The 26,757-nt window shown below is 55.1% G+C and carries 27 protein-coding genes; 15 read left to right on the forward strand and 12 right to left on the reverse strand.

Annotated elements, in window-relative coordinates; translation table 11 throughout:
* Nucleotides 1–34 precede the first annotated feature (34 nt).
* The 5 genes from GSQ91_RS08715 (at nucleotide 35) to GSQ91_RS08735 (ending at nucleotide 7,061) form a co-directional block, all read left to right on the forward strand.
* Nucleotides 35–1,081, forward strand: a complete 1,047-nt coding sequence (locus GSQ91_RS08715) for a LacI family DNA-binding transcriptional regulator (RefSeq protein ID WP_158821152.1) — start codon at nucleotides 35–37, stop codon at nucleotides 1,079–1,081.
* A 264-nt stretch (nucleotides 1,082–1,345) separates the two neighbouring features.
* Nucleotides 1,346–4,801, forward strand: coding sequence for a protease pro-enzyme activation domain-containing protein (locus GSQ91_RS08720; protein WP_254064471.1), 3,456 nt, complete (start codon nucleotides 1,346–1,348; stop codon nucleotides 4,799–4,801).
* A gap of 222 nt (nucleotides 4,802–5,023) precedes the next feature.
* Nucleotides 5,024–5,548: a GNAT family N-acetyltransferase gene (locus GSQ91_RS08725; RefSeq protein WP_216845146.1), complete on the forward strand. Its 525-nt coding sequence runs from the start codon at nucleotides 5,024–5,026 to the stop codon at nucleotides 5,546–5,548.
* A 90-nt stretch (nucleotides 5,549–5,638) separates the two neighbouring features.
* Nucleotides 5,639–6,487 (forward strand): class I SAM-dependent methyltransferase, encoded by an 849-nt coding sequence (locus GSQ91_RS08730; protein WP_158821154.1) that lies wholly within the window; start codon nucleotides 5,639–5,641, stop codon nucleotides 6,485–6,487.
* 163 nt (nucleotides 6,488–6,650) lie between these two features.
* The gene (locus tag GSQ91_RS08735) at nucleotides 6,651–7,061 is read left to right on the forward strand and encodes a hypothetical protein (protein ID WP_158821155.1); all 411 of its coding nucleotides are present in this window, start codon (nucleotides 6,651–6,653) and stop codon (nucleotides 7,059–7,061) included.
* Nucleotides 7,062–7,212: 151 nt separating this feature from the next.
* On the opposite strand, the gene GSQ91_RS08740 is transcribed toward GSQ91_RS08735, so the two are convergent.
* The 11 genes from GSQ91_RS08740 to GSQ91_RS08790 all read right to left on the reverse strand — a co-directional run bounded on the left by GSQ91_RS08740 (nucleotide 7,213) and on the right by GSQ91_RS08790 (nucleotide 16,226).
* A complete protein-coding gene (locus tag GSQ91_RS08740; RefSeq protein ID WP_158821156.1) occupies nucleotides 7,213–8,379 on the reverse strand; it encodes a nitronate monooxygenase family protein in 1,167 nt (388 codons plus the stop codon).
* A 157-nt stretch (nucleotides 8,380–8,536) separates the two neighbouring features.
* Nucleotides 8,537–9,451 carry an alpha/beta fold hydrolase gene (locus tag GSQ91_RS08745; protein ID WP_158821157.1) on the reverse strand — a complete coding sequence of 305 codons (915 nt, stop codon included), beginning with the start codon at nucleotides 9,449–9,451 and terminating at the stop codon, nucleotides 8,537–8,539.
* A 17-nt stretch (nucleotides 9,452–9,468) separates the two neighbouring features.
* The gene (locus GSQ91_RS08750) at nucleotides 9,469–9,957 is read right to left on the reverse strand and encodes a RidA family protein (protein ID WP_158821158.1); all 489 of its coding nucleotides are present in this window, start codon (nucleotides 9,955–9,957) and stop codon (nucleotides 9,469–9,471) included.
* Nucleotides 9,951–10,673, reverse strand: a complete 723-nt coding sequence (locus GSQ91_RS08755) for an SDR family NAD(P)-dependent oxidoreductase (RefSeq protein WP_158821159.1) — start codon at nucleotides 10,671–10,673, stop codon at nucleotides 9,951–9,953. The genes GSQ91_RS08750 and GSQ91_RS08755 overlap by 7 nt, the downstream gene beginning before the upstream one ends.
* Before the next feature lie 162 nt (nucleotides 10,674–10,835).
* Nucleotides 10,836–11,738, reverse strand: coding sequence for a LysR family transcriptional regulator (locus GSQ91_RS08760; protein WP_158821160.1), 903 nt, complete (start codon nucleotides 11,736–11,738; stop codon nucleotides 10,836–10,838).
* 65 nt (nucleotides 11,739–11,803) lie between these two features.
* Nucleotides 11,804–12,646, reverse strand: a complete 843-nt coding sequence (locus GSQ91_RS08765) for a hypothetical protein (protein ID WP_158821161.1) — start codon at nucleotides 12,644–12,646, stop codon at nucleotides 11,804–11,806.
* 40 nt (nucleotides 12,647–12,686) lie between these two features.
* Complete coding sequence (locus GSQ91_RS08770) at nucleotides 12,687–13,784, reverse strand: molybdopterin-dependent oxidoreductase (protein ID WP_158821162.1); 1,098 nt, start codon at nucleotides 13,782–13,784, stop codon at nucleotides 12,687–12,689.
* Entirely contained in the window at nucleotides 13,774–14,610 is an 837-nt protein-coding gene (locus GSQ91_RS08775; RefSeq protein ID WP_158821163.1) for a cytochrome b/b6 domain-containing protein, read from the reverse strand. The genes GSQ91_RS08770 and GSQ91_RS08775 overlap by 11 nt, the downstream gene beginning before the upstream one ends.
* Nucleotides 14,611–14,634: 24 nt before the next feature.
* Complete coding sequence (locus tag GSQ91_RS08780; RefSeq protein WP_158821164.1) at nucleotides 14,635–15,288, reverse strand: hypothetical protein; 654 nt, start codon at nucleotides 15,286–15,288, stop codon at nucleotides 14,635–14,637.
* A gap of 142 nt (nucleotides 15,289–15,430) precedes the next feature.
* Complete coding sequence (locus tag GSQ91_RS08785; protein WP_158821165.1) at nucleotides 15,431–15,856, reverse strand: organic hydroperoxide resistance protein; 426 nt, start codon at nucleotides 15,854–15,856, stop codon at nucleotides 15,431–15,433.
* Nucleotides 15,857–15,926: 70 nt separating this feature from the next.
* Nucleotides 15,927–16,226 carry a putative quinol monooxygenase gene (locus GSQ91_RS08790; protein WP_158821166.1) on the reverse strand — a complete coding sequence of 100 codons (300 nt, stop codon included), beginning with the start codon at nucleotides 16,224–16,226 and terminating at the stop codon, nucleotides 15,927–15,929.
* A gap of 99 nt (nucleotides 16,227–16,325) precedes the next feature.
* Here GSQ91_RS08790 and GSQ91_RS08795 point away from each other — a divergent pair, with 99 nt between their 5' ends.
* The 4 genes from GSQ91_RS08795 to GSQ91_RS08810 all read left to right on the forward strand — a co-directional run bounded on the left by GSQ91_RS08795 (nucleotide 16,326) and on the right by GSQ91_RS08810 (nucleotide 19,740).
* On the forward strand, nucleotides 16,326–17,306 hold the full coding sequence (locus GSQ91_RS08795) for a GlxA family transcriptional regulator (RefSeq protein WP_158821167.1): 981 nt from the start codon (nucleotides 16,326–16,328) through the stop codon (nucleotides 17,304–17,306).
* Nucleotides 17,307–17,418: 112 nt separating this feature from the next.
* Entirely contained in the window at nucleotides 17,419–18,042 is a 624-nt protein-coding gene (locus tag GSQ91_RS08800) for an NAD(P)-dependent oxidoreductase (RefSeq protein ID WP_158821168.1), read from the forward strand.
* A gap of 127 nt (nucleotides 18,043–18,169) precedes the next feature.
* Nucleotides 18,170–18,661, forward strand: a complete 492-nt coding sequence (locus GSQ91_RS08805; RefSeq protein WP_158821169.1) for a MarR family winged helix-turn-helix transcriptional regulator — start codon at nucleotides 18,170–18,172, stop codon at nucleotides 18,659–18,661.
* Between the two features lie 56 nt (nucleotides 18,662–18,717).
* Nucleotides 18,718–19,740 (forward strand): LLM class flavin-dependent oxidoreductase, encoded by a 1,023-nt coding sequence (locus GSQ91_RS08810; protein ID WP_158821170.1) that lies wholly within the window; start codon nucleotides 18,718–18,720, stop codon nucleotides 19,738–19,740.
* A gap of 205 nt (nucleotides 19,741–19,945) precedes the next feature.
* Here GSQ91_RS08810 and GSQ91_RS08815 read toward each other — a convergent pair whose 3' ends face one another.
* On the reverse strand, nucleotides 19,946–20,707 hold the full coding sequence (locus GSQ91_RS08815) for a class I SAM-dependent methyltransferase (RefSeq protein ID WP_158821171.1): 762 nt from the start codon (nucleotides 20,705–20,707) through the stop codon (nucleotides 19,946–19,948).
* A 112-nt stretch (nucleotides 20,708–20,819) separates the two neighbouring features.
* Here GSQ91_RS08815 and GSQ91_RS08820 point away from each other — a divergent pair, with 112 nt between their 5' ends.
* From GSQ91_RS08820 to GSQ91_RS08845, 6 genes are all read left to right on the forward strand, one after another.
* Nucleotides 20,820–21,653: a helix-turn-helix transcriptional regulator gene (locus GSQ91_RS08820; RefSeq protein ID WP_158821172.1), complete on the forward strand. Its 834-nt coding sequence runs from the start codon at nucleotides 20,820–20,822 to the stop codon at nucleotides 21,651–21,653.
* Nucleotides 21,654–22,093: 440 nt separating this feature from the next.
* Nucleotides 22,094–22,549: an energy transducer TonB gene (locus GSQ91_RS08825; RefSeq protein WP_158821173.1), complete on the forward strand. Its 456-nt coding sequence runs from the start codon at nucleotides 22,094–22,096 to the stop codon at nucleotides 22,547–22,549.
* A gap of 3 nt (nucleotides 22,550–22,552) precedes the next feature.
* Nucleotides 22,553–23,512: a rhodanese-like domain-containing protein gene (locus GSQ91_RS08830; protein WP_158821174.1), complete on the forward strand. Its 960-nt coding sequence runs from the start codon at nucleotides 22,553–22,555 to the stop codon at nucleotides 23,510–23,512.
* A 545-nt stretch (nucleotides 23,513–24,057) separates the two neighbouring features.
* Nucleotides 24,058–24,711, forward strand: coding sequence for a signal peptidase I (gene lepB, locus GSQ91_RS08835; protein ID WP_158821175.1), 654 nt, complete (start codon nucleotides 24,058–24,060; stop codon nucleotides 24,709–24,711).
* An 8-nt stretch (nucleotides 24,712–24,719) separates the two neighbouring features.
* The gene (locus GSQ91_RS08840; RefSeq protein WP_158821176.1) at nucleotides 24,720–26,573 is read left to right on the forward strand and encodes a hypothetical protein; all 1,854 of its coding nucleotides are present in this window, start codon (nucleotides 24,720–24,722) and stop codon (nucleotides 26,571–26,573) included.
* On the forward strand, nucleotides 26,570–26,734 hold the full coding sequence (locus GSQ91_RS08845; RefSeq protein WP_158821177.1) for a hypothetical protein: 165 nt from the start codon (nucleotides 26,570–26,572) through the stop codon (nucleotides 26,732–26,734). The genes GSQ91_RS08840 and GSQ91_RS08845 overlap by 4 nt, the downstream gene beginning before the upstream one ends.
* Nucleotides 26,735–26,757 lie beyond the last annotated feature (23 nt).

Below are 26,757 nucleotides of genomic sequence, written 5' to 3' on the forward strand. Positions count from 1 at the left end.
GTGGGTGCGTAAGCCCTGATAGGATTGCTCCCGAATGAGGAAGAAGAGTACACACTCAACGCTCAATGACGTCGCCCGAAAAGCTGGCGTTGGAACTACCACTGTCTCTCGCGTCATTAACGGCGGACAGAACGTCAATCCTGAAACACTGGCGCATGTCCGTCGTGTTATTAAGGCGTTGAGTTACACACCAAATCAAGCTGCGCGTTCGCTTAGAGGTGAACGCACTAAAACGATCAGCTTGCTCATCCCGAGCATTGCCGACCCATTCTTCTCCAGCTGTGCAGAAGTTGTACAGTCCATCGCCCAGACTAACGACTCCTTGTTGATTGTTACGGCTACGCACAACGATGCCAAGAGAGAGATTGAAAATCTCAACGTTCTGATACGTCATCGTACTGACGGGTTGATCATTGCGCCTTCGAACCCACAGAGCGCCGCTTTGTGCGACTTGCTCGCACGTGTCGCGATACCTGCTGTTTCCATTGATCGCCCCATCTTCAAATCGAACATTCCCTCGGTTGTCGCGGATAACTATGATGGCGCTTTTACGGCTACACAGCACCTCATCGAACACGGCTACAAACGCATTTTGTGCCTAACCGGGGAAAGCGACTTCTATACAATTCGTGAGCGTATACGTGGCTACCGCAAGGCTATCGAATCGGCGGGTCTGATCGCCATGCTGGACACTTCGATTCGAGACTACGAATCTGCCGAGCATGCCATCAAAACGTCTCTCAAAGCGGCCAATCCACCCGACGCGATCTTTACTCTGAAGAACAGTACTACCGTCTATGCCTTTGAGGTCCTGCAACAATTAAACGTCAAAGTACCCGGTACGATCGCATTGCTGGGGTTTGATGACTTGGAGTTAGCCTCGGCACTTCGTCCGGCGATCAGCGTGGTTCAACAGCCAATTGAAGAAATCGGAAGAATAGCCACCGAACTACTCTTCAATGAGCTTCGTGGCCCCCATAAATCTCGCAAATCGTCTGCTTCCAAGCGCCCTCAGAAGATCGAAGTGAAGACACGTCTTTTACTGCGGCACTCCTGTGGATGCCCGTCACCAAGAGTTTAAAGCGAATACCGAGAGATCGTCATGCCTTCACACAAGCTTTATCGAGCCGTGTGTCTAAAGCCTCACACCATGAAAAGATAACGTTATGCCTGCATGTTCACTTCGAGCGGCTTCTTCTGCCGTAGTTACAATCCACGCGAATTTGGCGTGACAGTTTGTATCGAATGCTTCACATAAAGAGATGAGCACTAAGCAGTATCTGTGTATATCACCATGGAGGCAGGAAGAACTATGCGTCAATCTGCGGTTTATTCTCGTTCGTTTATGTTCGCCATTTGGGCCGTCCTGTTACTACTAACAACCTCAGTACCTATGCGATCTGCATCGGCACAGGGGTTTCAGTCGCTTCACAGTCATGTAGCCGCACCGCTAAACGCGAAGCCTTTAGCGCGCCTCCCAGCATCACAACAGATGCATTTGTCTCTTTCACTTCCTTTGCGCAACCAGCCGCAGCTGGAAACTTTTTTGCAGCAACTCTATAACCCATCCAGTCCGAACTATCACCATTTTCTTACCGTGCAGCAGTTCATCGATCAATATGGACCCACGGCGCAGGATTATGACAAGGTAACGGCATTTGCTGCAACGCATGGTTTGTCCGTGACCCGCACATTTTCCAATCGCCTTTTGGTGAACGTGAGTGGAAATAGTTCAAGTGTGGAACAAGCCTTCCACGTGAAGATGAATAGTTACCAGCATTCAACAGAGAATAGGAAATTCTATGCTCCCGATGTAGAGCCATCTGTAGAAGCAGGCGTGCCTATTCTGAGCGTAGATGGTATAAGCACTCAGAATCTGCCTCACTCCATGCTGAAGCACGCCGCGACAAGTGACGCCGTGCACAGCGACACCACTGGATCAGGACAAAGCGGTCAGTTTCTCGGCAGTGACATCCGTGCTGCCTATGCTCCCGGCGTTACGCTGGATGGCAGCGGCCAATCGCTGGGCCTGATCGAACTGGGACCATACAACCTCAGCGATGTGCAGGCATACTTCAGCACCATCGGGCAACCGCTCAATGTCCCGATCTACAACGTGCTTCTCGATGTTGATGGTGTCTGTCTGGGCACGCCCGCTGCGAATGGCTGTGATGATGGAGAAGAGGTTGCCGATATGGAGCAGTCCATCTCCATGGCACCCGGCCTCTCCGGCCTCATTATTTATGAGGCGTATGGTTCGGGCAGCGATGCTCTCACTGCATTCACCCAGGCCGCAACCGATAATATCGCCAAGCAGCTGAGCCTTTCTTTTGGTTGGGGAGGAACGCCCAGCACGGAACCGGGTTATGAGCAGATTTTCATGGAGCTCGTTGCCCAGGGGCAGAACGTCTTTGTTGCGTCCGGTGATGCGGGCGCCAATGTCGGAGGTGTTGGTTATCCTGGCAATAGCACCTATATTACTGCTGTTGGCGGAACGGATCTGACTACATCTGGCGCAGGCGGTCCATGGCTATCGGAGATGGGCTGGATCGGTAGCGGTGGAGGGTGGAATACTCAGGCTCCAATCGCCAACTACCAGGTGCCTGTCATCAATGCTGCGAATCAGGGATCAACAACCTTCCGTAATATTCCGGACGTTGCCGCAGAAGCAAATACAGACAACTACAACTGCTTGAATGCCGCGTGTGGAGGCGGACTTGGAGGAACAAGTCTTGCAGCGCCACGATGGGCAGGGTTTCTTGCCCTCGCCAACGAACAGGCAAATGGCAGCCCCGTCGGTTTTCTCAATCCAACACTCTACACAATCGGCCAGGGGAGCACTTACACCAGCCTCTTCCATGACATAAGCACAGGCAACGATTTCAACAGCAGCAGCCCAAATATGTTTTCGGCCGTTGCCGGCTATGATCTGGTTACTGGTTGGGGAACCCCAAATGGACAAAGCCTGATCGACTCTCTTGCACCCTCCAGCGCAAGCAGCCCAAACTTCTCTGTAACTGCATCGCCCGGCACGATTACTCTGACGCCCGGTGGTAGTTCGTCAGGCACTGTAACTGTCTCAGCGTCGAACGGTTTTAGCGGCGCTGTTGCTTTGTCCGTAGCGACTATTGGAGCGCCTGCCGGAGTAACTGCTACGTTGAGCCCAACCACAATCACAGGTTCTGGCTCTTCGGCTCTGAGTGTCTCGACAACTGCAGCGACACCGGGAGGCAATCTCCTCCTGGCCATCAACGCAATCAGCAATGGCCTACAGAAGACTGCTTATGTGCAGCTTGCATTGCCGTCGTTCGTAGTCTCTGCCTCTCCGACCACAATCTATATCAACCAAGGTTCGACGGCTACCGGCACGATCGCAGTAACACCGCAGAATGGTTTCGCAGGTACCGTAACGTTCACTGCTCCGAGCGGCTTGCCGGATGGCGTATCGGCGAAGATTCTACCGAGTGGCACAGCAGGGACAAGCACGCTGTCTCTCAAAGCCGCCAGCACTGCGGCGACTCTGCCCATTCGAGAGATAGAAGTCACGGGGACATCCGGTGGCACTACACAGGTAGTGCCTGCATTGGCCGTTGCTGTAAGCGCAGCTCTCGGTGACTGCGGTACCGGCGTGCCAGTGAACCTTGCTTCTGCGTATAACCTCACCGGCGTCTATACCGATGGCACAACCTTCACGACCAACGGTCTGGATGGCGATGGTTATGCTTTCTCATCCAACGTTATAACCAGCGCTCGCACCTTGAATGGAGTACGGTTCCTCTTTGGGAAGCCTAACGTCCCGAATGCAATATATGGCACGGGGCAAACGATCGATCTGCCTCCAGGCCGTTTCACCTCACTCCAGATGCTCGCCACCGGTATCAATGGCAATCAGACAGCACAGGTCATCACAGTTACCTATACCGATGGCACAACCTCTCAATTTACGCAGAGCTACAGCGATTGGTTCAGCCCCTCTACTAACCTGAACGAAGCCGAGGCCATCGCTATGCCTTATCGCAATACGGCACTAGGTACAAAAGATGCACGGCAGTTCAATCTGTATGGCTACACGCTTGTGCTGAACAATCACAAGATAGTCAAGAGCCTGACGTTGCCTAGCAATCGCAATGTCGTGATCTTGGCGGCCACGTTGACACAGGAGGAGCTTGGCACTCAGGTAGATCTTTCCAGTGCCTTCAACGCAACAGGCATCTATCCAGATGGAACCAGTTTCCCAGCGGATGGTGGACTGGACGGTGGTGGAGCAGCTTACTCGGGACAACTGCTGGGTGATCTGAGTGGCGTGACGAATGTTGTAGCCAACGGCGTTCAATTCACAGTCGAACCCGCCAACCAACCCGATGTCGTCTACGGGGCAGGCAAGAACATCAAAGTGCCTCTAGGACGCTTCTCAACCTTGAATCTGCTGGCCACTGGAGTTCAGGGTAGCCAGACCGCACAGACGATTACTGTTACCTATCTTGACGGTTCAGTCTCTCACTTAACCCAGAGCTTCAGTGACTGGTTTTCTCCGCAAGGCTTCCCGGGTGAGTCTATAGCGACAACTATGCCTTACCGTGACTTGAACGATGGCAGCCAGGATGCGCAGAATTTCAATCTCTATGAATACACTCTGCATCTGGATAGCAACAAGATCGTGAAGAGCATCCAACTGCCAGATAACCGGTATGTTGTGGTACTCGGCATTACCTTAGGTCATGCTGAGGGCTGGTGGCCTTCCGACTTCCCTGGGCCTTTCCGCTGCGACCAGTGGACTGCACCCGTATTCGGCAAACCATAAACCCTATAACTGTTGGCTGCGGCAGAAAGTACTTGTTTTCTGCCGCAGCCAATATAAAAAGCACTCTGATTTTGACCCAAGCATCGAACTGGGCTTATCGACGCCAGTGCATAATAGTGACTAGTAGCACTCGGCATCCAAAATTTGGTCTCAGCTCCCTCCCAAAAACCAGGCCTTCCATATGGAAGGCCAATCGACTTTGAACGATAGTGTGAGGATATTTTGGACGAGATCATTCGTTACGCAAAACCCAGCGAAGAGGATGCTGCTCCTCTGGTGGCGATGGCACGAGAGGTTTTCTCCGACACCTTCGCACATCTCTACGATCCGGCGCCGTTCACTCGTTTCCTCGACGAATCATATGGGCCTGGTGGCAGGATGGAGCGTGACCTCGCCGATCCCTCTATCCGTTGGAGGATCGCTGCCATAGGGGATCGGCCAATTGGCTATGCCAAACTCTCGCAGCTTGTCGCTCCTGCGCCAGCTCCGCTGCCGGGAGCTATGGAGCTGCAACAGATTTATGTTCTACGCACATGGCATGGAAAGGGAATTGCCGACCAATTGATGGAGTGGGCGCTGGATACCGCACGTGCCGATGGTGCACCCGAGATCTATCTCACCGTGTTCGACCACAACCAGCGGGCTAAGCGCTTCTATACTCGTCACGGCTTTGGCGAAGTCGGACACTGCACCTTCAAGTTAGGCGACCGTGTCGATGATGACCGGGTCTGGCGCAAGCTGCTATAAGCAGCTTGCTGCAACCGTGCCTTGGCGAGGGGTTTGCGGAAGATCGCGGGGATGACTTGAGATCGAGCCATCCAAAATGGAGAAAGCATCATGGCGAACAAGAAAAGCGTAAAGCCTGACAGCACCGCAGTTCGGGTCGCACTATGGCGAGCACAGCACGCCCAGATCGATCCACTACCGCATGTACTGGAAGATGAGATTGGCCTCAAGCTGGTGGCCCCGAGTAATGCATGGCGCAACCGTCCGGACATGATGGGAGCTGCCATGGCTCGCTACCGGGCAAGTGTCGTCATACGCGCTCGTTTTGTCGAAGACCTCGTCACGGAGCAGCTTGCCCACGGCGTCGGACAGTACGTCATCCTCGGCGCTGGTCTCGACACCTTTGCCCAGCGTAGTCCGGAGATCGCCTCCCATCTTCAGATATTCGAGATCGACCGTCCAGGTTCTCAAGAGTGGAAGCGACAGCGGTTGATCGAGCTCGGCTATGGAATCCCGAAAGGGCTGCACCTCGTGCCGGTTGATTTCGAGGTAGACGATGCCTGGCTGGATCATTTGGTGGCGGCTGGTTTCGACTCTTCCCGGCCTGCGGTAGTTGCTTCAACAGGCGTCAGCATGTATCTCACCAAAGAGGCGATTGAGGCCACCTTGCAGCAGGTCGCAACGTTCGCACCCGGCTCCACGTTTGCCATGACCTTCCTCTTGCCCCCAGAGCCGGTAACAAGCACGAAGCCTGCAGGGCGTCCGGCAGCGAAGACTCGAAGCAGGAAACCCTTCATCAGCTTTTTTACCCCGCAGGAAATGCTCGCCATGGCGCGCAAAGCGGGTTTTAAAGAGGCGCGGCACCTCTCTGGAACTACGCTTACTGAGCGCTACTTTCCTGACAGGTCGGATAGTCTCCCATCGTCGAGCGCAGAGGAGATGTTGATAGCGACTACTTAGAGTGTGTACCCCTCCTCGTAGGTCAAGCCTGAGTCTCAGCCAAATTGTATGTCTCAGAACGTTGCGGGTAGTGATGGCGGCCTTCAGCTCCTGAGGTACGAGAGAGACCAATTCGATAAATCGCTGGTATGTAAAATGCACTCTGCAACTAAAGGACGACACCATGCAAGACTTTCTTATAAAGGCTCTTTTCACTGTCCTGACGCTGGCAGTCTTCATCGGTCTTTTCAGTCTGTATAGCTGGTACGCCAACAAAAACCTAAGACGTGATGACAGGATTCGTGCTGTGGGGCGTAAGGTATGGGCCACACTCGTCTGCACATATCCGACCGGGCAAAGTGCCGGGCAGAATGTCTACCGCCTGTATGCCGAGCAATATTATGTGCTGCTTGAGCTCGATGTGCCACAACCAAATGGAACATCCTCCCGCTGCACCACCAAAGGCCTGCCCCCACCCGATTGGCATCTTCTTCAACCAGGCGATCAGGTTCAGGTCTACGAGAATCCAGATGATCCTACCCAGGTAGTCCTGGACACAATCATGTCACCACGCTACTCCGAAGCAAACCAATGACCAAACCGGTCTCCTCACCTCCGCAATGGCACTGAAATGCCTCAACGCAATAGCACGAAGACTAACCCGACTTCTAACTGTCCGCATCCAATGCGGTAACCCGGGTACGCATTACCTGACACGCCACTTGTGCGCTTCCTGGATGGAGTTTTCATCTGCTTTCGCCTGTCAGCTGATCGTCTTGCGCTTGGGCTGGTTGACGATGTGCGCTCCAACTCTGTACAGCACCGCCGATCTCAGAAACTTCGGTTACAAGTGTGTCGAGTAGTGCATGCACATCTGTACACCTCGATAGGTTCGCGTTCTGTCCCGCCCAGAGAGGAAGGAGCTCGGGTCTCCCTGCTTTCTCGGCCGGTATCGCCAGATGCCGCACGAGGGCACGTTGAAGTGGATAAGGCAGGATCTCTGTGCCCTTTTGGTTGAGTTCATCGAGCAGGCGATTCTTGATGCCGCGGCCAAGCCTTCCAGTGAACCCACGAGTAAGAGCGGTCTGCTTCGCCTGGCCACTGAGGAGAGCCTTGCGATGAAGCGCGTTCGCTCCTGATTCCGCGCACGCGAGAAAGGCGGTTCCCATCTGTACGCCTTCCGCTCCAAGCGCGAAGGCTGCCACGATTCCGCGGGCGTCCCCAATTCCACCTGCGGCGACGACCGGGAGCCTCACGGCATCGACGACCTGCGGCACCAAGGCCATGGTTCCTGTCAGGGAATCTTCGGACGCTTGCAGAAAGGAGCCGCGATGGCCACCTGCTTCAAAGCCGGAGGCTGCAATGACGTCCACCCCCGCTTGCTCCAGAGCAACCGCTTCGTCCACGGTGGTTGCTGTTCCAATCAGAGCGACTCCCTGGCGGCGAAACTCGTCCAAAATCTGTTTGGAGGGAATGCCATAAATAAAGCTGAATACGGAGATCCCTTCCTCCAGGAGAACCTGCACTTGATCTTCGAAACGAATGGGTTCATACGGGAGATAGGAGGGTTTGACTCCTCCGACACTTTCAATATGTTTCGCCAGAGGAGAGAGGCTACGGCGAAATGCCTCTTCCGTTGAAGTGAGAGCTACTTCATCTTCCATGGAAACCCACAGGTTCATCGCAAAGGGCTTTGCTGTGAGGCTCTTGATCTCGCGAATGACTTTCCGGATAGCTTCCGGGTTGAGGCCATGAGCACCGAACGATCCGAGTCCCCCATAGTTCGAAACGGCTACCGTGAGCCGCTGCGAGGACAAGCCTCCGAGCGGACCTTGAATGATCGGGTATTCCAGTCCCAAACGCGAGGTCAGTCGATTATCCGTCCACGCTTTTGAACCCACTCGATTTGCCATTATGACCTCCTGTGATCAGAGAAAAGGAGCTATGTGGCTGCCCCGGAGTATCGCTGGGTAACACGCGGGTCCCAACTACACACTGCCGATGCTTCGGCGAGGGCGCGGTCCAGCGAGCTTGACCGCGCCCTCGGGTCAGATTGTATGAAGCCCAAGCCTACTTGGCGAGGAAATTTGTAACCAGCTTGATGGTGGCCTCTGGATTCTCCTGCATGATCCAGTGCCCGGAGTCGGGTACGATGCCGCCCGTGACGTTGTTGGCGACGAACTGCATATGATCGGCCATGTTCTTGCCGAAAAACTTCTCGGCACCGATGCCAAGCACCGGCATGGTGATCTTGCCGCCCTCGGCGAGCAACGCCTTGTTGTCGGCGGCGTCCTGGCGGAGTGCCCCAAATTGCTCGAAGGCATCGTGCATCGCATGCGGCCGTGCGTACAGGGCAGCAAAGTGCTGCCGGGTATCTTCATCGATCCTCTTGGGGTCTCCGGACAACTCGTCCCAGAAGCGATCGAGGTAGATGCGCTCCCGGCCTTGCACCAGACGCTCCTCGTCAGGACCTCGGAAATCGAAGTGCCACAGCAGCGGGCTGCGAACGATGTTGTCCCAATCGCCTATTCCGGGCAGAGGTGCATCGATCACCACCCAGCGCGTGATCCGGGCTGGATATTGAGCAGCCAACGCATAGCCGACCATATTGCCGATGTCATGTGTGACCAGGTCTGCCTTCTGGACCTTGAGTGCATCCATCACGCCGGCAATGTCGACCGCCTGGTTCTTCTTGGTGTAGCCGGTATCCGGGTGATCGGACATACCCATGCCGCGCAGGTCAGGGACGATCACGGTATGGTCCTTGGCCAGAACAATTGCCAGAGGCGCCCACATATCACCCGTAAAGCCGAAGCCATGCAACAGCACCACGGCCGGACCCTTGCCGCCGACTCGGACGTAGAGATTGGTGCCGTTCGTCGGAACCATTTCTGTGTGAAAGCTGGGCGGAAACGGAGTGACTTCCGCCACGAGGGGAGCTGATAGCAATATCCCGCCAAGGATGGTGGCGATATACCTGAACATAGGAACTCTTCGCTTTCTTAGTTGTTGATCTCGAACGTAACCTCGAGCATGACCGGCGCACCGAGGGGCAGGGCGGTCACGCCCAGTACGGACCGTACGGACATCTTGCCCTCTCCAAATACATCGCGGAGAAGCTCCGATGCTGCATCCGCAACGATCGGCTGGTTGTAAAAGTCTCCGTGAGTTGCCATGTAGACCTTGACGCTGACAACCCTTGTCACGCGGTCCAGCGACCCTACGTGCGCCTTCGCAGCAGAAAGAGCATTCAGGGTCGCGGTTCGTAATGCATCCCGGCCAGCAGACTCGTCGAGTTCTTTACCTAGCCGCCCAACATATTGAAGCTTGCCGTCCTTGACCGGCAGCATTCCACTAAGGAACAGCAAGCTGCCAGTCTGGACTGCCTCAACGTAGGCGCCAAGCGGATGAGGAGCATTGGGGAGCACGATTCCGAGGTCCTGCAGCCGGCGCTCTGCGCTGACCGGCTGCGAACTGCCCGGGTTTACCATTTCCCGTTGTGCGCACCGCCGTCCACGTGCAGCACCTCCCCGGTGATCTGGCGCGACTCCGTGAGATAGACTACCGCGTTTGCGATCTCCTCCGAAGTGGAGATTGTGCCCATTGGCGACAAGGTCTTCAGGAAATCCTTCGGGTTGTCTTTGTGGAGAGGAGTATCAACAGATCCAGGTGCGACAGCATTGAAGCGGATGTGCTCCTTCGCATACTCCGAGGCCAGGCTGCGCGTGATGGCCTCAAGACCGCCCTTCGTGATCATCGGCAGGGATACCGGCAAGCCACCGATAGGATTATCGACCAGCGATGACGTGATGGCCACGACGCTTCCACCCGACTTCTGTGCGAGCATCTGCTTGACCGCGAACTGCGTGATGTAGATGTAGCCTTCGAGATTCGTCGAGACGAGAGCACGGAAATCGTCAGCGCTGTAATCAGTGAAGGGCTTCGCCGAGAAGATGCCGGCATTGTTGACAACTGCATCAATCGAGCCAAACTTCTGAACCGCGGTGTCGACCACTTTTTGAGCCGTAGCAGCCTGGCCGATATCTCCGTCTACCAGCGCGAGGTTCGGAGAGGGACTTAGTCCAGCTTGGGTAATCTTTCGCGAAGTTGCGACGACGGAATATCCGCGATCTAAGAATGCTTGAACCACAGCAGCTCCAATACCTTGTGAGCCACCCGTTACGATAACTGTTCCTTTGCTTGCCATAATTGCTCCTGTCGAAATCAATGCTCCTGACGTCGCAGAGGTCAACATGAGAATGTTGGCGATACCGCACTTTGATGCGGCCATCTGCTGCGTTCAAGCTGCAATATAGATGCGAGAGAAGATGGCGATGAGGCCCGATTTGTTCTGATACCCGCTATCGCTCTAGCTGATAGCTTCCAATTGTCGATCGAGGATCGCAATGTCCGAGATCTGACGGCTCATTCTCAGGAAAGTGTTGAGTGCGCTCGTCGGAGGATGATCATGTCGTCTAACAAATACTGTCTCTACCCGCGCCTGATCTACTGGGAGCTCATGCACAGTGACGGACTGATCGATCCAGAGTCTATCCACCAGCGTCTTCGGTAGCAGCGTTACACCTACGCCCGCCGTGATGCAGGTAACGATTGCGTCAAGAGATGCAAATTCCATCACCACGTAACGAATACCTAGCCCATCGAGGATAGAGGCGAGTCTTTGACGGTAAGAACAACCCTGTCGAAACACGATTGCTTTGAGATTTTCAACGTTGGCGAGGTCATCGAAGTTCCGTACGGATCGAGGGCTTACGAGAACCAGGTCTTCGAGGAAGAGTGTCTCCTCACTCAGCTCCTGATGGTGAACAGGCCCCGCCACAAAGGCACCCTCCAACTCGTGTTCCGCCACCTGATGGGTCAGAAATGCTGTAGTACCCGTCACGAGGGCCAACTCGACCTTTGGATACTCCTGCACGTATTGGGCTATGAGTGCGGGTAGCCGCAGTCCAGCCGTAGTTTCCATCATTCCGATACGCAGTTTGCCCTTTGGAGTTCCATCCTCTTTGACCGCAGTGATGGCCTGCTCGAACAATGCATGTATCTGCTCTCCGTAAGAAAGGAGGCGTAGGCCAGCTTCACTCGGTTCCACACCACGGCTGTGCCTGACGAACAGTTGAACGCCGAGCTCTTCCTCCAGGAGGCGGATTCTGGAGGTAACATTTGACTGCACCATGTTCAGTTCAGCCGCGGCCCGATTCATGCTGCCGATTCTTGCTACGGCCTTCACAATCCTCAAGTCATCTGCGTCCATGTGCGTCCTGCCTCCACAGGTCAGTATAGAGATGAATCTCTTCGGCGATGCCGCATGCCGCGTCCTTAGAAGGGGAAGCGGACGGTAAAGATCCCATTGTGGTTGTTGCGGTAAAACTGAGTCGTTGCGATCTGGAAGCCGCCGCCAATCGACATGCCGACTCGTTTCGTTAGTTTGAAACGTCCCGCCACAAGTCCCGGAGTGATGTAGTTGAGTGTCTTACCAGCGTGCTCTCCATCCTGATAGTGCGTGGTGTTGAACTCGATCTCCGGCCAGAGCTTCTTCTCCACGCGATATTGCAGGGTGTTATTCCAGACGTAGTTCCGCCCATTGGCAAGTTCGTTATTGGTGGGAATCTGCACGCCGAAGGTTCCCTGCGCATCGAAGTTGTGGAAGCCCTTGCCATAGGCGATGGTCGGCGTAATCGTCGCTGAATTGGTCCCGGTCACCTGGCCGTTCGAATACGATCCGGTGGGGATGCTCCAACCCAGAAACGCCGACAGAATGTAATTCCCATGCTGTTCGTTTCCAGAGAGAATGCGGTACTTGACCAGGAATGCAATATCCCCGGCCCCATTTTTTTCGCTCGGATCGCCGCTGTAGTTGTAATACGGAGGAGCCTGGATGATCAGCTCTGTCTTGTACCAGGGAATCAGTTCGACGCCCTTGGCTCCATCGTATTCGTTCCAGGTATATCCGTCGGTATGCTGCAGCCAGTCCTGATCGTAGCGCACCTCTTCTTCGAGTCGCGGTGTAGTGGTCGCAACCGGTGTCATCCAGTGCGGCTGTTCGCTCTGGGTCTTGTCCACGCGACTAAACCAGTTCGAGAAATATCCATCCTGCCCGAACGCCAGCGTCGATGAGAACAAGAGAACCGTCGCCGCAAGAACCAACTTTGCTTGACTCACATTTCCTCCATATAAAAGACGATCTACTTGAGATATTGCACTAAATTCCGTCGTAGGAGGAATACCCATAGGGAGTCCAGTAATCTCTTGGCTCGTTCACGGAATAGGTAATCCGCGTAATGGCCTTCACATTCTTCAAGCCAAGTTTTACGGGCACCAGGAGACGGAGTGGTGCTCCATGTTCTACGGTAAGGGGCTGACCATCGTGGTGTGTGGCGAGCAACGTCTGCGGATGGCGTGCCGTTGCCAGGTCGATCGAGACAAAGTAGGGATCAGGATTGCCCGAGTTGTCGAGGTTGACGGACGACTCCACCCGAGCCCATTTTGCCTGCGATATCGGTGGATAGGCACGAAGCAGGTCATCGAATCTCAGACCAGCCCACCACGCGATCGCAGTCCAGCCTTCAACGCAAACAAATCGGGTAATTTGCTCATGCATCGGGAAGCGATTCATGAGCTTCCGAATATCGAGACAGACGCTCAAGCCAGAATCAAGCCCTTCCAGCGTTAGGTTCCATCCCGATATATAACTGGGGTCGGGAGTGGCTCCGTTGTAGTTGTTTTTGATAGGGGTAATCTGAGATTTCGTGTACGTAGGTACCATACGATTTGCGGAGTAGAGTGCCTCGGCCACGTCATCGTCGACACGCAATGCTTTGTTCAGCAGCCATTCCTTCCCGCGAGGGTTGATCTTTCGTCGCACACCCAAGCGGTCAAGCGTAGCTTGTGGCAGCAGAAGTCCAGCATCTGCTGCCGCGACCATCGCGCCGATGCCAAACCCCAAAACCTCACGCCGGGTTCGATAACGTAGGACCCGGGGAGCCATCACAATTACAGGAGAAGGCTGCTCTGCAAAGAAGCTTTGGGGCTTCTGCACGAAGACAGGTTCCGCTGCACGAGATGGAACCTCCTCGTCAGTTACCGACGCAGGTTCTGCCGATGATGAGTGCGATTCCTCGGCCTCTACGGATTGCTCGATCGCTTCAACGACTTCGGACTTCTCAGTAGCTATTGGGGATGCGGGGGTTGTATCCTCAGGGCTGACCTCTGGTAACCTCGTCGTCTCCAGTTTCGATCCAGTCTCCGTCGGGAGACCATCTTCCGGTTCGATTGAATTGCCGTTCTCTTCATTGATCACGTTCAATGACCTCCGACCGGTCTACTTTGGTGGACCAACCTACGATCATGGCGCGCAGCGTATCCCACCCATCGGCGAGAACCAGAATCACATGCGGCACAACAAAGAGGATGAAGACCCACATAAGCCAGAAATGCCATACACGCGCTGTCCCAAAGCCTCCGAATAGCGCAGCCAGCCAATGAAGCTGCATCGGTTTATGAATCGCCCAGCCAGTAGCAACCGAAAGAAATCCGGCGACCGGAACAGAAAAGTAGGCTGCACGCTGGAGCGCGTTGTACTTGGTGTTGACATGGGGATGCAGCCATTCACGGTGTGTAAGTTTCGCGAAGGGAACGCCGAGGTAGTATCGAAGCATTCTGAGCGCGTCGGCCAGATCGGTCCGGCGAGGTAACAGAGAACGCCATCCGCCTCCGATGACGAGCCCTGCAACGTACACCATGCCATTCAACATGAATAGGTAAGCGCAGAACCAATGAATCCGCAGGGCTGGCGCTAACATGCCTGGCCCCAGGCTCATGTGGTTGTAAAGCCAGTCAGGTGGACTGGCGTAATGGTGCTGACCAGGGACATGCGCGCAGATCCAGATCCCGATATCCGCTGCTACATCGAAGTTTCCCGTATTCGGATCTGGCGTGTGTTGATAGACCGGCGAAGACCAGTAGATGGAGATGCCGCTCAGGATAAGGCCAAGAAGGAGCGGGATGTTTAGCCAGTGGCTACAGCGCACCAGAATGTGGTGTCGCTTAACAACGAGCACGCGTGGCTGTGCCAGAGGCGTGCTCGTCGAGGTTGGTTCCTGATGGGCAGGTATTGAAAGGTTCACGGTCCTTGACCTCAACTGCCTGGTCTAGTGGGCCGCCGGAATGAACTGAAAGATCTTGTCCGTTACGAGCGTTCCGTCCGCGAGCTTCTTCGTCGTCGCATAGACGACATCGCCGGGGGTAAAAGCAACCTGTTGGGGTGCGACTTGCGTGACCGGGACTCCAGGCGGTACGGAGATCGTTTGCGAGCCGTCCTGGTAGTTAACCACCAGCGTAGTGCCGTTGCTGGCCTGGACCGTTCCGTTCGTCATGCGCGCGTGTGATCCAGCAGGGCGAGAGACTGTGCCGTTGGTCATTCTGCTGTGAGAGGTTGCACCCGGAGGGTCTGTCAGGACGCTACCTTCCGCAGCTCCACGCAGCTCCGCGGGAAACAGGAAGATCTGCTTCGCGACCTGCTTGCCGTCCTGCTCAGCCGACGCAACGCCGACGTAAGGCGCCGCTGCTACATGACTCAAATCGGAGGGTATCTGTTTATAGGTTGTAAGGTGCCCTTTGACGACGACGTGGACCACGCCTGCAGCGGTCGCAACATCGAGCGACTTACCATCGAAGGACTGGAGCTTGCCGATGACACCGTCAATCGGAGGGGCAGCCTTCGATTGGGCTTGGACGGTGAGTGGTGTAGCCAGCGCGGCCAGTAAAGTGGCATAGACGAGACGCCGTAGCGAATAGTGATTCATTTCAGATCTCCTTGTTGCTCCGGCAATCAGGCATCGATAGATCCTGGCCGGTGGTTTAACGTTGTTGAGTCTCGCGGCATTCTCCGCGTGATTCCGGGGGAGCGAAATCACGCGGAGGCCGAGAACGCTTCGTGCAGGTCTGTTAAACCACTTCAAGCTTCACGTCGAGATTGTTCCGGGTAGCGTTGGAATATGGACAAACCTGGTGAGCTTTCTCGACGAGGGCATGTGCATCGGCGGAGAGCAATCCGGGCAGAGAGATAGTGAGTCCGACTACAAGACCGAACCCACCCTCTGATCTTGGGCCAATGCCAACAGAAGCCGTCACAGAAGTATCCTGAGAAACCTTTGGTCCTCCTTGCGAGGAGACAGCTTTCATGGCGCCCAGGAAGCACGCAGCGTATCCAGCTGCGAACAGTTGTTCCGGATTGTTCCCTGGGCCACCGGGACCACCTAACTCTTTGGGAATCGCCAGCTTTACATCAAGGCTTCCGTCCTTGGTCGTAGCGCGACCGTCACGACCGCCGACCGCAGTAGCCTGCGTCGTATAAAGAACATTTACTGACATATTTCTCTCTTTCTTGAAGTTGATCGGATGAGCACAGCGAATTGCTCGCGCAGCGCTGCAAGAGTCTGTTCTAGGGGAGCTTCACACCCATTACGTCTAGCTGCTGAATCGCCGGAGGCTCTGCAAGTAGGGCAGGGGCGTGCTCCATGAGCGCCTTGGCAATAGGTCCATTGAGATGAGCTTGCCGTCCTGTTTCATCTGCGAACGCATCGAAGATGGCAAAGCTTCCGCCTCCGAGTCGAAACGCAAACCACACGGGAGTCGTCGTCTCCTGTTTCGCAAGCTCGAGTCCCTGCATCAAGAACGCAGCGAGCTCCTCTTCTTTGCCTGGTTTCGCCTGCAGGCGGACAAAAAGGCCAACTTTAATCATTTCATCGCTCCTAGAGCCATAAATGGCTCTGTCTCAATCTAGGCGCAGGTGGGCGAAGGTACCATTGGCAAAACTGCCAGATTTCGTATCAAATGAGCCATGCGTGTTTCTGTGCTTGCACTCGACGGTGTCTTCGATCTGGGATTGTCGGCCATCCTGGACGCACTACAAACCGCGAACGAGTTGATTGAGATGACTGGACTCGCTGTTCCACCGTTCGAAGTCAAGATCGTAGGTATGCGAAAGACGGTCCTGACCGCACACGGCCTGAAGGTCCCGATTCAGCCAGTGGGAAGCCAAACGCCTGACTGCGTGATCATTCCGGCAATCGCATGCAAGAGAGCCGATACGCTGACAGCAGCTCTAGCCAGGCCTGACGTCCGCGATGCGGCGAAGGCGTTTCGAGCGTGGGCCAGCGACGGCGTAAGGTTGACTGCTGCCTGTGCTGGAACCTTTGTGCTGGCTGAGTCTGGTCTGCTCAACCAGCAGCGCGCGACTACCACCTGGTGGCTGGCTCCAATGTTTCGCGAACGATACCCTCAGGTACTGCTGGACGAATCGAACATGGTGGTCAAGTCCGGAAACGTTGTGACCGCCGGAGCCGCTCTAGGCCATATCGATCTTGCCCTATGGCTGATACGCAGTGTCAGCCCCGAAATCGCCTCGCTCACCGCAAGATATCTCATTGTTGATTCCAGGCCCTCCCAGACTGCGTATGCTCTTACCGATCACCTGATCCACTCCGACCCGGTTGTACAGCACTTCGAACGCTGGGCGCGTGCCAGGCTCGCCCGCGGATTTTCCCTCGACAGTGCTGCAAAAGCCACAGGCGCAAGCAAAAGGACGCTTACCCGGCGGCTACATAGCGTACTTGGAAAGTCTCCACTATCGTATTTCCAAAGTCTGCGCGTTGAACGCGCGGTGCATCTCTTGAAGACCAGCAACGCCAGTGTTGAAGAGGTTGCCGCACAAGTCGGCTATACGGACGGTGGAACGTTGAGACTCCTTCTGCGACGCCGGCTCAATCTCGGAGTGAAGGAGATAAGAAGAACTTCTGAGCGTAGTGACGTTACTGGATGAAATCCTTACGTGAATTCATTTTTTTGAATCGAGATACGTGTTGCAACACTCATATACGTGTTGTAATGCTCAATGCTTGCCGGGCAGCCGGGAGCAATAAAAGGAGAATCACATGAAAGTCGTACTCTATGGAGCTACCGGAAACTCAGGCCAACGTATTTTGCAGGAACTCACCAGTCGCGGACATCAGGTCACGGCAGTTGCCCGTGATACCTCGAAGCTGCCCTCGACCGTAACCGCTGTCAAGGACGACTTGAGCAGCGTAGACGCGATTGCCTCCATCATCGCCGGGGCGGATGTTGTGGTGAGCGCCTACGCTCCTCCTCAAGACAACACCGATGCAATCCTCGGCGTCACCGAGCGGGAGATCGCTGCTGTAAAGAAAGCTGGCAAGGCGCGCCTGATCGTCGTCGGAGGTGCCGGACTCCTTGAAGTTGCGCCTGGGGTCACTCTCATTGCCTCTGGTTATTTGCCGCAAGCCTATCTTCCGATTGCCACGTCCCATGAAAAAGCTCTCGGCATCCTCAAAGCGTCTGACATCAACTGGACCTACTTCAGCCCTGCTGGTTACTTCGAGCCAGGCGAGCGGACGGGCAAGTTTCGCCTCGGGACCACGAACCTCATTGCCAATGAAAAGGGCGAAAGCCGCATCTCCTTCGAGGACTACGCCATCGCTCTGGTAGACGAAATCGAGACGCCGGCGCATGAGCACGGTCAGTTGTCCATCGGCTACTAAGGACCTCTGCTACGCTCATCTCGAGTGAGACTGTTTCGATTCCGCCTGGTACGCCAAAGCGGTCGTCAGTCTCACTCGCCTGTGAGCGGGGTTCGCCAACTCGAGAATTGCTTTGAAAGAATAATTTATGGCGACTACTAAGAAATCCCCGTTAGCCGTAGCCCTGAAACAGAACCGTCCTTTTGTCTCTTTGCAGCAGGAAGCCTTCCTGAGCATCTTGCGTACGGCCTCTGAGCTGTCGCATACTTCGGACAAATTTCTGCGCGAGTTCGGCATCTCTCAGCCGCAATACAATGTTCTTCGCATCCTACGGGGAGCGGGAGCGGAGGGTCTTTGCAGGAACGAAATCTCCGCACGCATGGTCACGGCAACGCCTGATATGTCTCGTCTGTTAGATCGCATGGAGAGATCCGGCTGGATCACCAGGGAGCGGGATGAGAATGATCGGAGACAAGTGTCTACCTTCATCACGGATTCAGGCAGGAAACTCCTTACTCTGATGGAGAGCCCAATAACCCAGCAGACTCATCGACTTCTGGAAGGTGTAAAGTCCAGCGATCTCAAAATGCTGCTCGACGTGCTGGCGCAAATCAGGAACCGTCACGCCGAACTTTCCTGAGAGAGAAACCCTTACTCGGCAATACAACTTCGAACCGGAACATTGGACTTATTCCCATGAAAAAAATTGCGTTCCTCTCCTTCGGCCATTGGACACCCTCCCCTCAGTCACAAACGCGGTCAGCGGCTGACACGCTGCTGCAGTCAATTGATCTCGCCGTAGAGGCTGAGCGTCTGGGAGTCGATGGGGCCTACTTCCGTGTTCATCACTTCGCACAGCAACTGGCATCCCCGTTCCCTCTACTCGCGGCGATAGGTGCGAAGACACGAAAGATTGAAATTGGCACCGCAGTGATCGACATGCGGTACGAGAACCCTCATTACATGGTGGAGGATGCCGGCTCCGCAGATCTTATTTCTGGCGGACGACTACAGTTGGGAATCAGCCGCGGATCACCCGAGCAAGTAATCGATGGGTGGCGTTATCTGGGCTACCGTCCGCATGAAGGCGAGGACGATGCAGAGATGGGCCGGCGGCACGCCAAAGAATTCTTCGAGCTGCTCCGCGGCAAGGGCTTCGCTCAGCCGAACCCACGTCCCATGTTTCCCAATCCCCCGGGACTGCTGCGTCTTGAACCGCACTCCGAAGGATTGCGTGATCGCATCTGGTGGGGAGCAGCTTCCAATGCGACCGCTGTCTGGGCCGCCAAGCTTGGAATGAACCTGCAATCTTCAACCCTCAAATTCGACGAGACCGGCGAACCGTTCCACATCCAGCAGGCTGCGCAGATTCGCGCCTATCGTGCAGCCTGGAAAGAGGCCGGACACACGCGAACCCCGCGCGTCTCCGTCAGCCGCAGTATCTTCCCGTTGATCAATGATCTTGATCGCGCCTACTTCGGACGAGGGGGTCAGGAAGAGGACAAGATCGGCTCCATTGACGGAAACAAGCAGGCGATCTTCGGTCGTGGCTATGCGGCTGAACCGGATGTTCTCATCGAGCAGCTTGGGGAAGATGAGGCGATCGCCGAGGCCGATACGCTATTGCTGACGGTTCCGAATCAACTCGGCGTTGCCTACAACGCGCATGTCCTGGAGGCCATTCTGACGACTGTCGCTCCCGCCCTCGGTTGGCGCTAGTACTACAGTTGTCCTTAGGAACCCACACCTAAGCCTGTCATTTCGACCGACCAACGGGAGTAGAGAAACCCCTGCATTTCACGGGTGCTTCTACTACCGAAGAAGTTAAAGGGACAAGCTGTACCACCTTGCCAGGAATACCTGTTGTCGGTCGCAAAGTGTGGTCCTGTTGCAGGCACTGTAGCGCTAGACTAAATCGCCGTATCTACAATCTGCGAGCAGAAATCATGATGGAGTCGATTTCAAACGAGAGATCATCCTGAAGCTTAAAGTAGCTATGCACTTCCGACGGTGCACCCGACCAGAGGGAACGTATCGCGGCAATACGCTCTGCCGAAGTGCCGATCCGCGCTACCCAGGAAGAAAACTCAAGAGCCAGCCGCCACTCCGACTCCACCTGTGGTTGGAATGACGCTGCTTGGAAGAGTGAAAGCCACTCCGATTGGGTGTAGTTGCGGACATGAGATGGATCCCTCATAAGTTCCACAGACTGAAGATGAGTGTCCAGAATCGGAGAAGGAGCTCCCGCTACGTCGATGAAGCAGACCTTACCGTTTGGCTTGAGGACACGCCTAACCTCGTTCAAAGCCTGCGGCACATGATTCCAATGATGGGCACTGTAACGGCTTAGTACGAGATCGAACTGTTCATCCTCGAACGGCAACTCTTCGACAGATCCTTGCTTTGTGCCAATGTTCAAAAGTTGACGTTCTCTGGCCGTGGCAGCGACGACATCCAGCATCGAAGTGCTGAGGTCGAAGGCAACGACTTCTTTCGCGAAGGGTGCCACAGCAAAGCTGGCATGTCCCGCTCCGCAGCCCAGGTCGAGGACTATGGGTTGATCCAAAGCAGCGGCCACACGGGCCAGTTGATCAAGATCGGCGCCGGCCGAATGAACCGGGCTGGTGAGGTAGGCTTCGGCGTTCGGGCTAAAGCTCTGCAAGATGGACTGCTTGTGCTGTCTCATGCGATTCTCCTCGTGAGATCGACCGATCTCAATAGAAGACACAGTATTCGCATAGATAAGCTGGTACAAGATAAGATTTTATCCTGGTATAAGTGCTACCCTGATTTCGAAAATGAACTCACGATCGCCTGAACTTAATCCAACTCGTACGCAGACGCTCGGCGCGTTTCTCCGGGCTCATCGTGAGCGTCTTTCGCCCTTGGCGCTGGGATTTCCTTCCACCGGCCGCCGTAGAACTCCGGGCCTTCGACGAGAAGAGCTTGCCCAACTATGCGGGGTGAGCACTACCTGGTACACCTGGCTTGAGCAGGGCCGTCCTGTGTCTGCCTCCGCAGCTGCATTGTCACGGATCGCAGCGGCACTTCAGCTCTCCCGTGCTGAAAAGTTGTACTTGTTCGAGATCGCTCGTTCGGTCGTTACAGACCCGCAGGAGATACATGAATCTGCTGTGCCTGCAGATCTGAAGGACCTGGTAGACCAGATACCTACACCGGCCTATGTCCTGGATCGCCAATGGAATGCTGTGATATGGAACCGAATGGCGGCAAAACTATTCCGGCCATGGCTGGTTGAATCACAGGATCGCCATCTGCTCCGTTTCGTATTTTTGAACCCATCAGCGCGCACCCTGATCGTGGATTGGAAAAGTCGTGCGAGACGCCTGGTCGCCGAGTTTCGGTCCGATGCAGGAAGGTATTTGAGTGAGCCCCCGACACAGAGGCTGATCTCCGAGTTGCAGCTCAACAGCAAGTTGTTCGCAAAGTACTGGAGTGAACAGAACGTGAGCGCGCGCGAAGGAGGGGTTCGTGCCTTTCGATCGAGCAAGGGAGTCATTAGTGCGTATGGTCAGGTGTCCTTGATTCCAAGTATCAATACGGATCTCAGGCTCATCGCGCTTGTCCCTCAAGCATCTCGAGTTAAAACTGGCGGCTTGCCCAGGTCATAGGGTGCGCCTTCAGAGGGGCGGCACTGACTTTATTGTGGCCCAAAGTCTAGGTTGACCAGCCCTGATTCTAATGATACGTTCATTAGTATCTTTTCGCCCGGGCTTCAATGTCTCGTTTCGGGTGAATGTCGCATGAAGAGTCTTTGCCGCTAACTCGCTTTCGGGCTGCGCATTTCATCATGTTCCATCGATACACCAAACTCGTTTTTTCAAAACGCGTTTGTGCTTCTCCTGTTAAACCTGAATTCTTCAGGCCGTCTTATTTGGCCCTGCAGATCTGATTGCTATTCGTCACAGCCTGACGGACGCATATCTGTCTGTGCGCGTTCGCGTTTTGTGCCAGGCTCCACTCGCTTCAAAAGCGAACAAGAGGGGCTGTGTCAGCACCGCGAAGATGTACTGAAGTTCAGTCCATACCAATATCAACAATGGGTGCAAGGATGCGAAAGCTAAAAGTACTTGTTTCGGCGTGGCTGCTGTTGTGGGCCTGTTGTCTCTATGGCGATACAACAAGTGTTCCCTATACCTCTGAAGTCGTAATCCGCGACATGCTCATCAAAAAAGTCACTCCTGTTTTCCCCCCAGAGGCTCTGGCCTCCGTTCGACATGCGGCCCTCATCGAGGCTCACATCGTCATGAATGTTAGCGGGGATGTGGTGGATGCCACGATTCTCGAAAGCCCTGATCCAAGCGTGAACAAAGCAGTTCTCCAGGCGCTGTGGCAATGGAAGTTCAAACCTTTTACCGGGGTGAGCAAGGATTTCAAGCTTGCAGGAAAACTGACCTTCTACTGCATCGTGGATGGCAAGTCGGGCAGGATCGTGAATCCCGACGAGGTTGGAATCGTGGAACTCGATGGCCGGGAACCTGCCGTCTCCAAAGAAAAGGCGAGGTAACTCATGGCGCGTATTCTGAAATATCTTACGGTCACCATCAATGTGATGTGCGTCGTGGTTCTGGCGTTTGTTCTCTGGTTTGTCTGGCAGCGTTATACAAAACCCGGACAGGAATTTTCTCTCTTTCCCACTCATGAGAAGCTACATGCTGGCGCAAAGCTCGATACAGGTCTGAGTTTGCTGGCTAGTGATCGGCCCACACTTTTTGTGGCTCTGAATAAGGGGTGCCATTACTGCGCAGCAAGCTCGGCGTTTTACGAAAAGGTGAGCCAATACAACAAGGTCGCCAAGGTTGTGGCGCTCTTCCCCAATACTGTCCCTGATGCCTCAGGGTACGTGCAGAAACTCAATCTCAAAACCGACGCCATGGCGGTCGCGGATTATTCCAAGATGGGTGTGCTTGGCACGCCCACCACGATCCTGGCGGATCCCCGAGGAAAGATTCTAGGAGTCTGGAATGGCCTGCTCGATCATACGGTCCAGACTGAGGTGCTCAAGCGTCTCGGGGCTTCGGACGAGGAGGCCTATGTTCCAGCGCTTGCCGATACCGTCGCACTTGCCAGTATTGCCAAACCCGTGACCGAGGACTCCTATACCTACGCACAGGTAAAAGAGATGCAGGCCCTACACAAGGCGTTTACGCTCGTCGACGTTCGCGACCGCAGCCAGTATGGCAATGGACATCTTCCCGGTGCGATCAATATTCCGCTCGATGAGTTTGAAGTTCGAGGGCCCCACGAAATCAAAAAGGACAGTCTGTTGATTGTGGATTGCTCCTACTGCAGCGAGTGCGAAGTTAAGCAGCGAAGCAGTGGGCTACCATCGCTTTGCACGATGTCAGCTCAACTCATCGACAAATATGGGTTCAGCAATCTCGCTCTTGTCTACGACGAGAGGACAGGGGCGCGGTCTCTTTCTGCCGAGAATGAGGCCGCACATGGCGGACATAGTGGAGGGCAGTGAGCGAGCACCCGGCACGGCATTTTTAGGCAGCTTTCAATCCGATTCGCCGCACAATCTTCGCGCCGAAGGGAAAAGTTTCGCGCTGGGCAAATCCAGAACTTCAAGGTTTGCCGGGCACGAAAGAACGCAACAATCAACCAAGGAGATAACTGATGAGAATGAACAAGAATGTATTGAGCTTTACGTGGTCTGTTCTTCGCCTTTCCAGCCTCTGTGGACTGGCTCTCACTCTGACCGGCATGACACACGCGACCAAAGCCAAGGCCTGCTATCAGTGCGTATCAGTCGGTCAAGGTGGAAGCTACCATATGTGTCAAAGCGAAAGCGTTGGCGGCGCCACCTGCGTCGGTGGCGGGGTAGAGTGCTCGATCAGTGGCAGCTGCAACTAACATCACCTGAACATCCTCTTGGAGAGCATGCCGTGCCTTTGCTTCTTGAGAATCCCGGCATGTTCCCAGAGATGCGGTTGGAACAGCGAGCAGCAATAATACGGTCCACCTGTAGATCGTTGCTCGCATTAAGAAGTTACTGGTGCATCGAAGCCAATGATCAGAGCCAAAGAGCGCTCCAATAGTCTGCGAAAATATGGGATTTATTTTGTCGCCGCAGTCTGTTTTTGCGCCGTGATTATCCTGACCGGATCTCGGTACGCGCTTGTCAAGGTAGAAGCCGGATCCATGGAGAGCACGCTCTTTGACGGAGACTGGATGCTTCAGGACCGTTCCGGTGCAAACCTGGAGAGAGGAGATGTTGTCATCTTCCAGGCACCGTGGGATCACAGCACTCTCTATGTCAAAAGAGCCATAGCGGTCGGCGGCGATATCGTAGCTGTCTGCGCAGGCCAACTCTATCTGAATGGAATGCCGTTCGCGGAGTCCTATACACATCACTTGCCGGGGTACGACCCAAAGAGAGAGTGGTGGCCCACCAGCCGAAAAGAGGAGCCGGACGACTGCCGCACGGATGGAATTCCCGTTCCACCAGACTCCATCTTCGTAATGGGGGACAACCGCGATGCATCGACGGATTCCCGCATCTTTGGCAGCGTACCTCTGAACCTTGTTGCAGGGCGGGTTTTGTTGGCGGCCAGCTCCAGGCGAATCGAAGCCCCACTCCCGTCCATCCGAGCTTCCGTCGTGCGGCTGAGCAGAATCCCGCGAACTGCTCCTGTTCCTGAACCCACAAATGCATCCCGGTGAGGAAGACGATGCCCCAGACGCCCATATACCCGGCACCCCGATACCGTTCCGTTGAATTTCGCGAAGTGGCCCACGCAAATGGTCTGTCGTTTTTAGTCCGGCCGGGAACAGACCAATGGTTCAATCTCTCCGATGAGCAGTTCGAACTGCTGCGCCAGTGTCAGGACTTTCGGACCCTGGAAGAGCACGCGCATGCGATGACCGGGGATATACCGCTGGCGCGTTTCCATCGCAAGAGACTGCTTTCCCGACTGCAGGAACTCGCTGGACAACAGGCTCTCGTGGAAGAGAATGCCTTTCTGCAAAGCGTGCCTTCAGGCGAGGATACCGGCGCGAAGATTCGCTTCTTCGGAATGCTCACGCGTCACCGCACCGAAAAGATGCGGGACACTCTGCGCGCCTGCCTGGCGCGAAATGCGAAATCGGGACGGGAGATAAAGTCGGTGGTAATCGATGATTCCACCGACGCCACAACCATCGATAACAACCGCGAAACCCTGGCTGCTCTCGCGGAAGAGTGGGACTGCCCCATTCTTTACTGCGGATCAGAGGAGAGAGAACACTTCGCCCGGAAGTTGGCAGACGCCACGGGAGTCGATCTGCCCCTGATCCGCTTCGCAATCGCCCCTTATAGCGCCGAGGGGACCGAGAGCATGGGAGCTGCCAGAAATGTATTGCTGTTGCAGTCTGCAGGCGCTCTCGGCTTTTCCAGCGACGACGATTTAGGCGAAAGACTTGCGCTTCCGCAACACGAAAAGAACCTGCGCATCTCCTCCGAGGGCGTTCTGGAGATGCGGTTTTTCGAGAACCGCGCTGCAGCGCTCCAACATCTGCAAGGAGCAGAGGAGGATCTGGATCTGTTCGCCTGCCATGAAAAGCTGCTGGGAAAAAATACAGCTCGTTTGATCACGGAAGAGGGGCCGGAATCAGTTTCTGTAGGGGCTATCCCATGGCCAGGTCTGCGGCGTTGCCTTCAGGGAAAGGTAGGAATAACGCTGAGCGGTCTATTCGGCGATTCGGCTACACCCGGTCCCATTGGCTATCTGATGCCGGGCGGCAGAACGCGAGCGAGCCTGATCGAAGGAGGCGAAAAGGCGTACCGGATGAAACTTGAGACGCGCGAAGTGATCCGCAGCGTCGCACAACCGTCGATTACGCCGCAGTTTGATTTCTGGGCCGGTTCGCACGGGTTCGATCACCGCACTCTGCTGCCGCCGTTCGTTCCCTGGAACCGCGCCGAAGATACCGTCATGGGCAGCATCCTGACCCACTGCTGCGCTCCGCTGGTCTGCGGCTATGTGCCCGCGCTGGCTCTGCACAATCCGCCGGAGACGCGGGCCTTCCCGTCCAACTGGCGGAGTACGTACGGGGTGATGTCGGTGAACGAGTGCCTGGTCACCTTCCTCCTGAACTATAAGTCGCCGCCCGGATTATCGGTTGAGGCGAGTCTGCGCCAGTTTGGCCTCTATCTTCAGGAGATTGGCTCCATGCCGTTTGCTGATTTTGCCGCGACCCTTGAGTTCTATCACCGCGAGAATTTGTGCGTGCAGATCGCGCTCTTCCACAGTTACCTTGCGGGCAATTTGCCGGATTACTGGAAAGAAGATATCGCCGCCATCGCGCGCACGATGGAACAGAGACTCCAATCGCCTCATCCGCTGGAGGTACGGCTGAATCCCTATCAGCCCATGCCGGAGGGTAAATCTGGTCTGCAGAGAGCGCATGAACTCGCCTTGCGCTTTGGGCAGCTTCTGGAAGCCTGGCCTGCCCTCGTACAAGCAGCAGGACAAATGCCAGAGGACGAACGAGCAGGTCGGCCCATTAGAGAACGTTCCGTCGTGTCTAGCGTCGGAGTGTCATGAATAACATAGACACAGTGCAAGAGACATTGCTACCTGCAGACAGCAAGCTGAATGCAATCGAATCCTTTGAAGCCATAGCTTCCGGCGTCGACTTTATCTACGCTCATTCGGCTGCATCCGCACTCTCACACCCTGGCGCAAGCCTGATCTCTTCTCCTTGACAGCTTAGGAAAGAGCATCCTAC

This window comes from Granulicella sp. S156 (assembly GCF_009766105.1).
In the GTDB taxonomy this organism is placed as follows: Bacteria; Acidobacteriota; Terriglobia; order Terriglobales; family Acidobacteriaceae; genus Granulicella.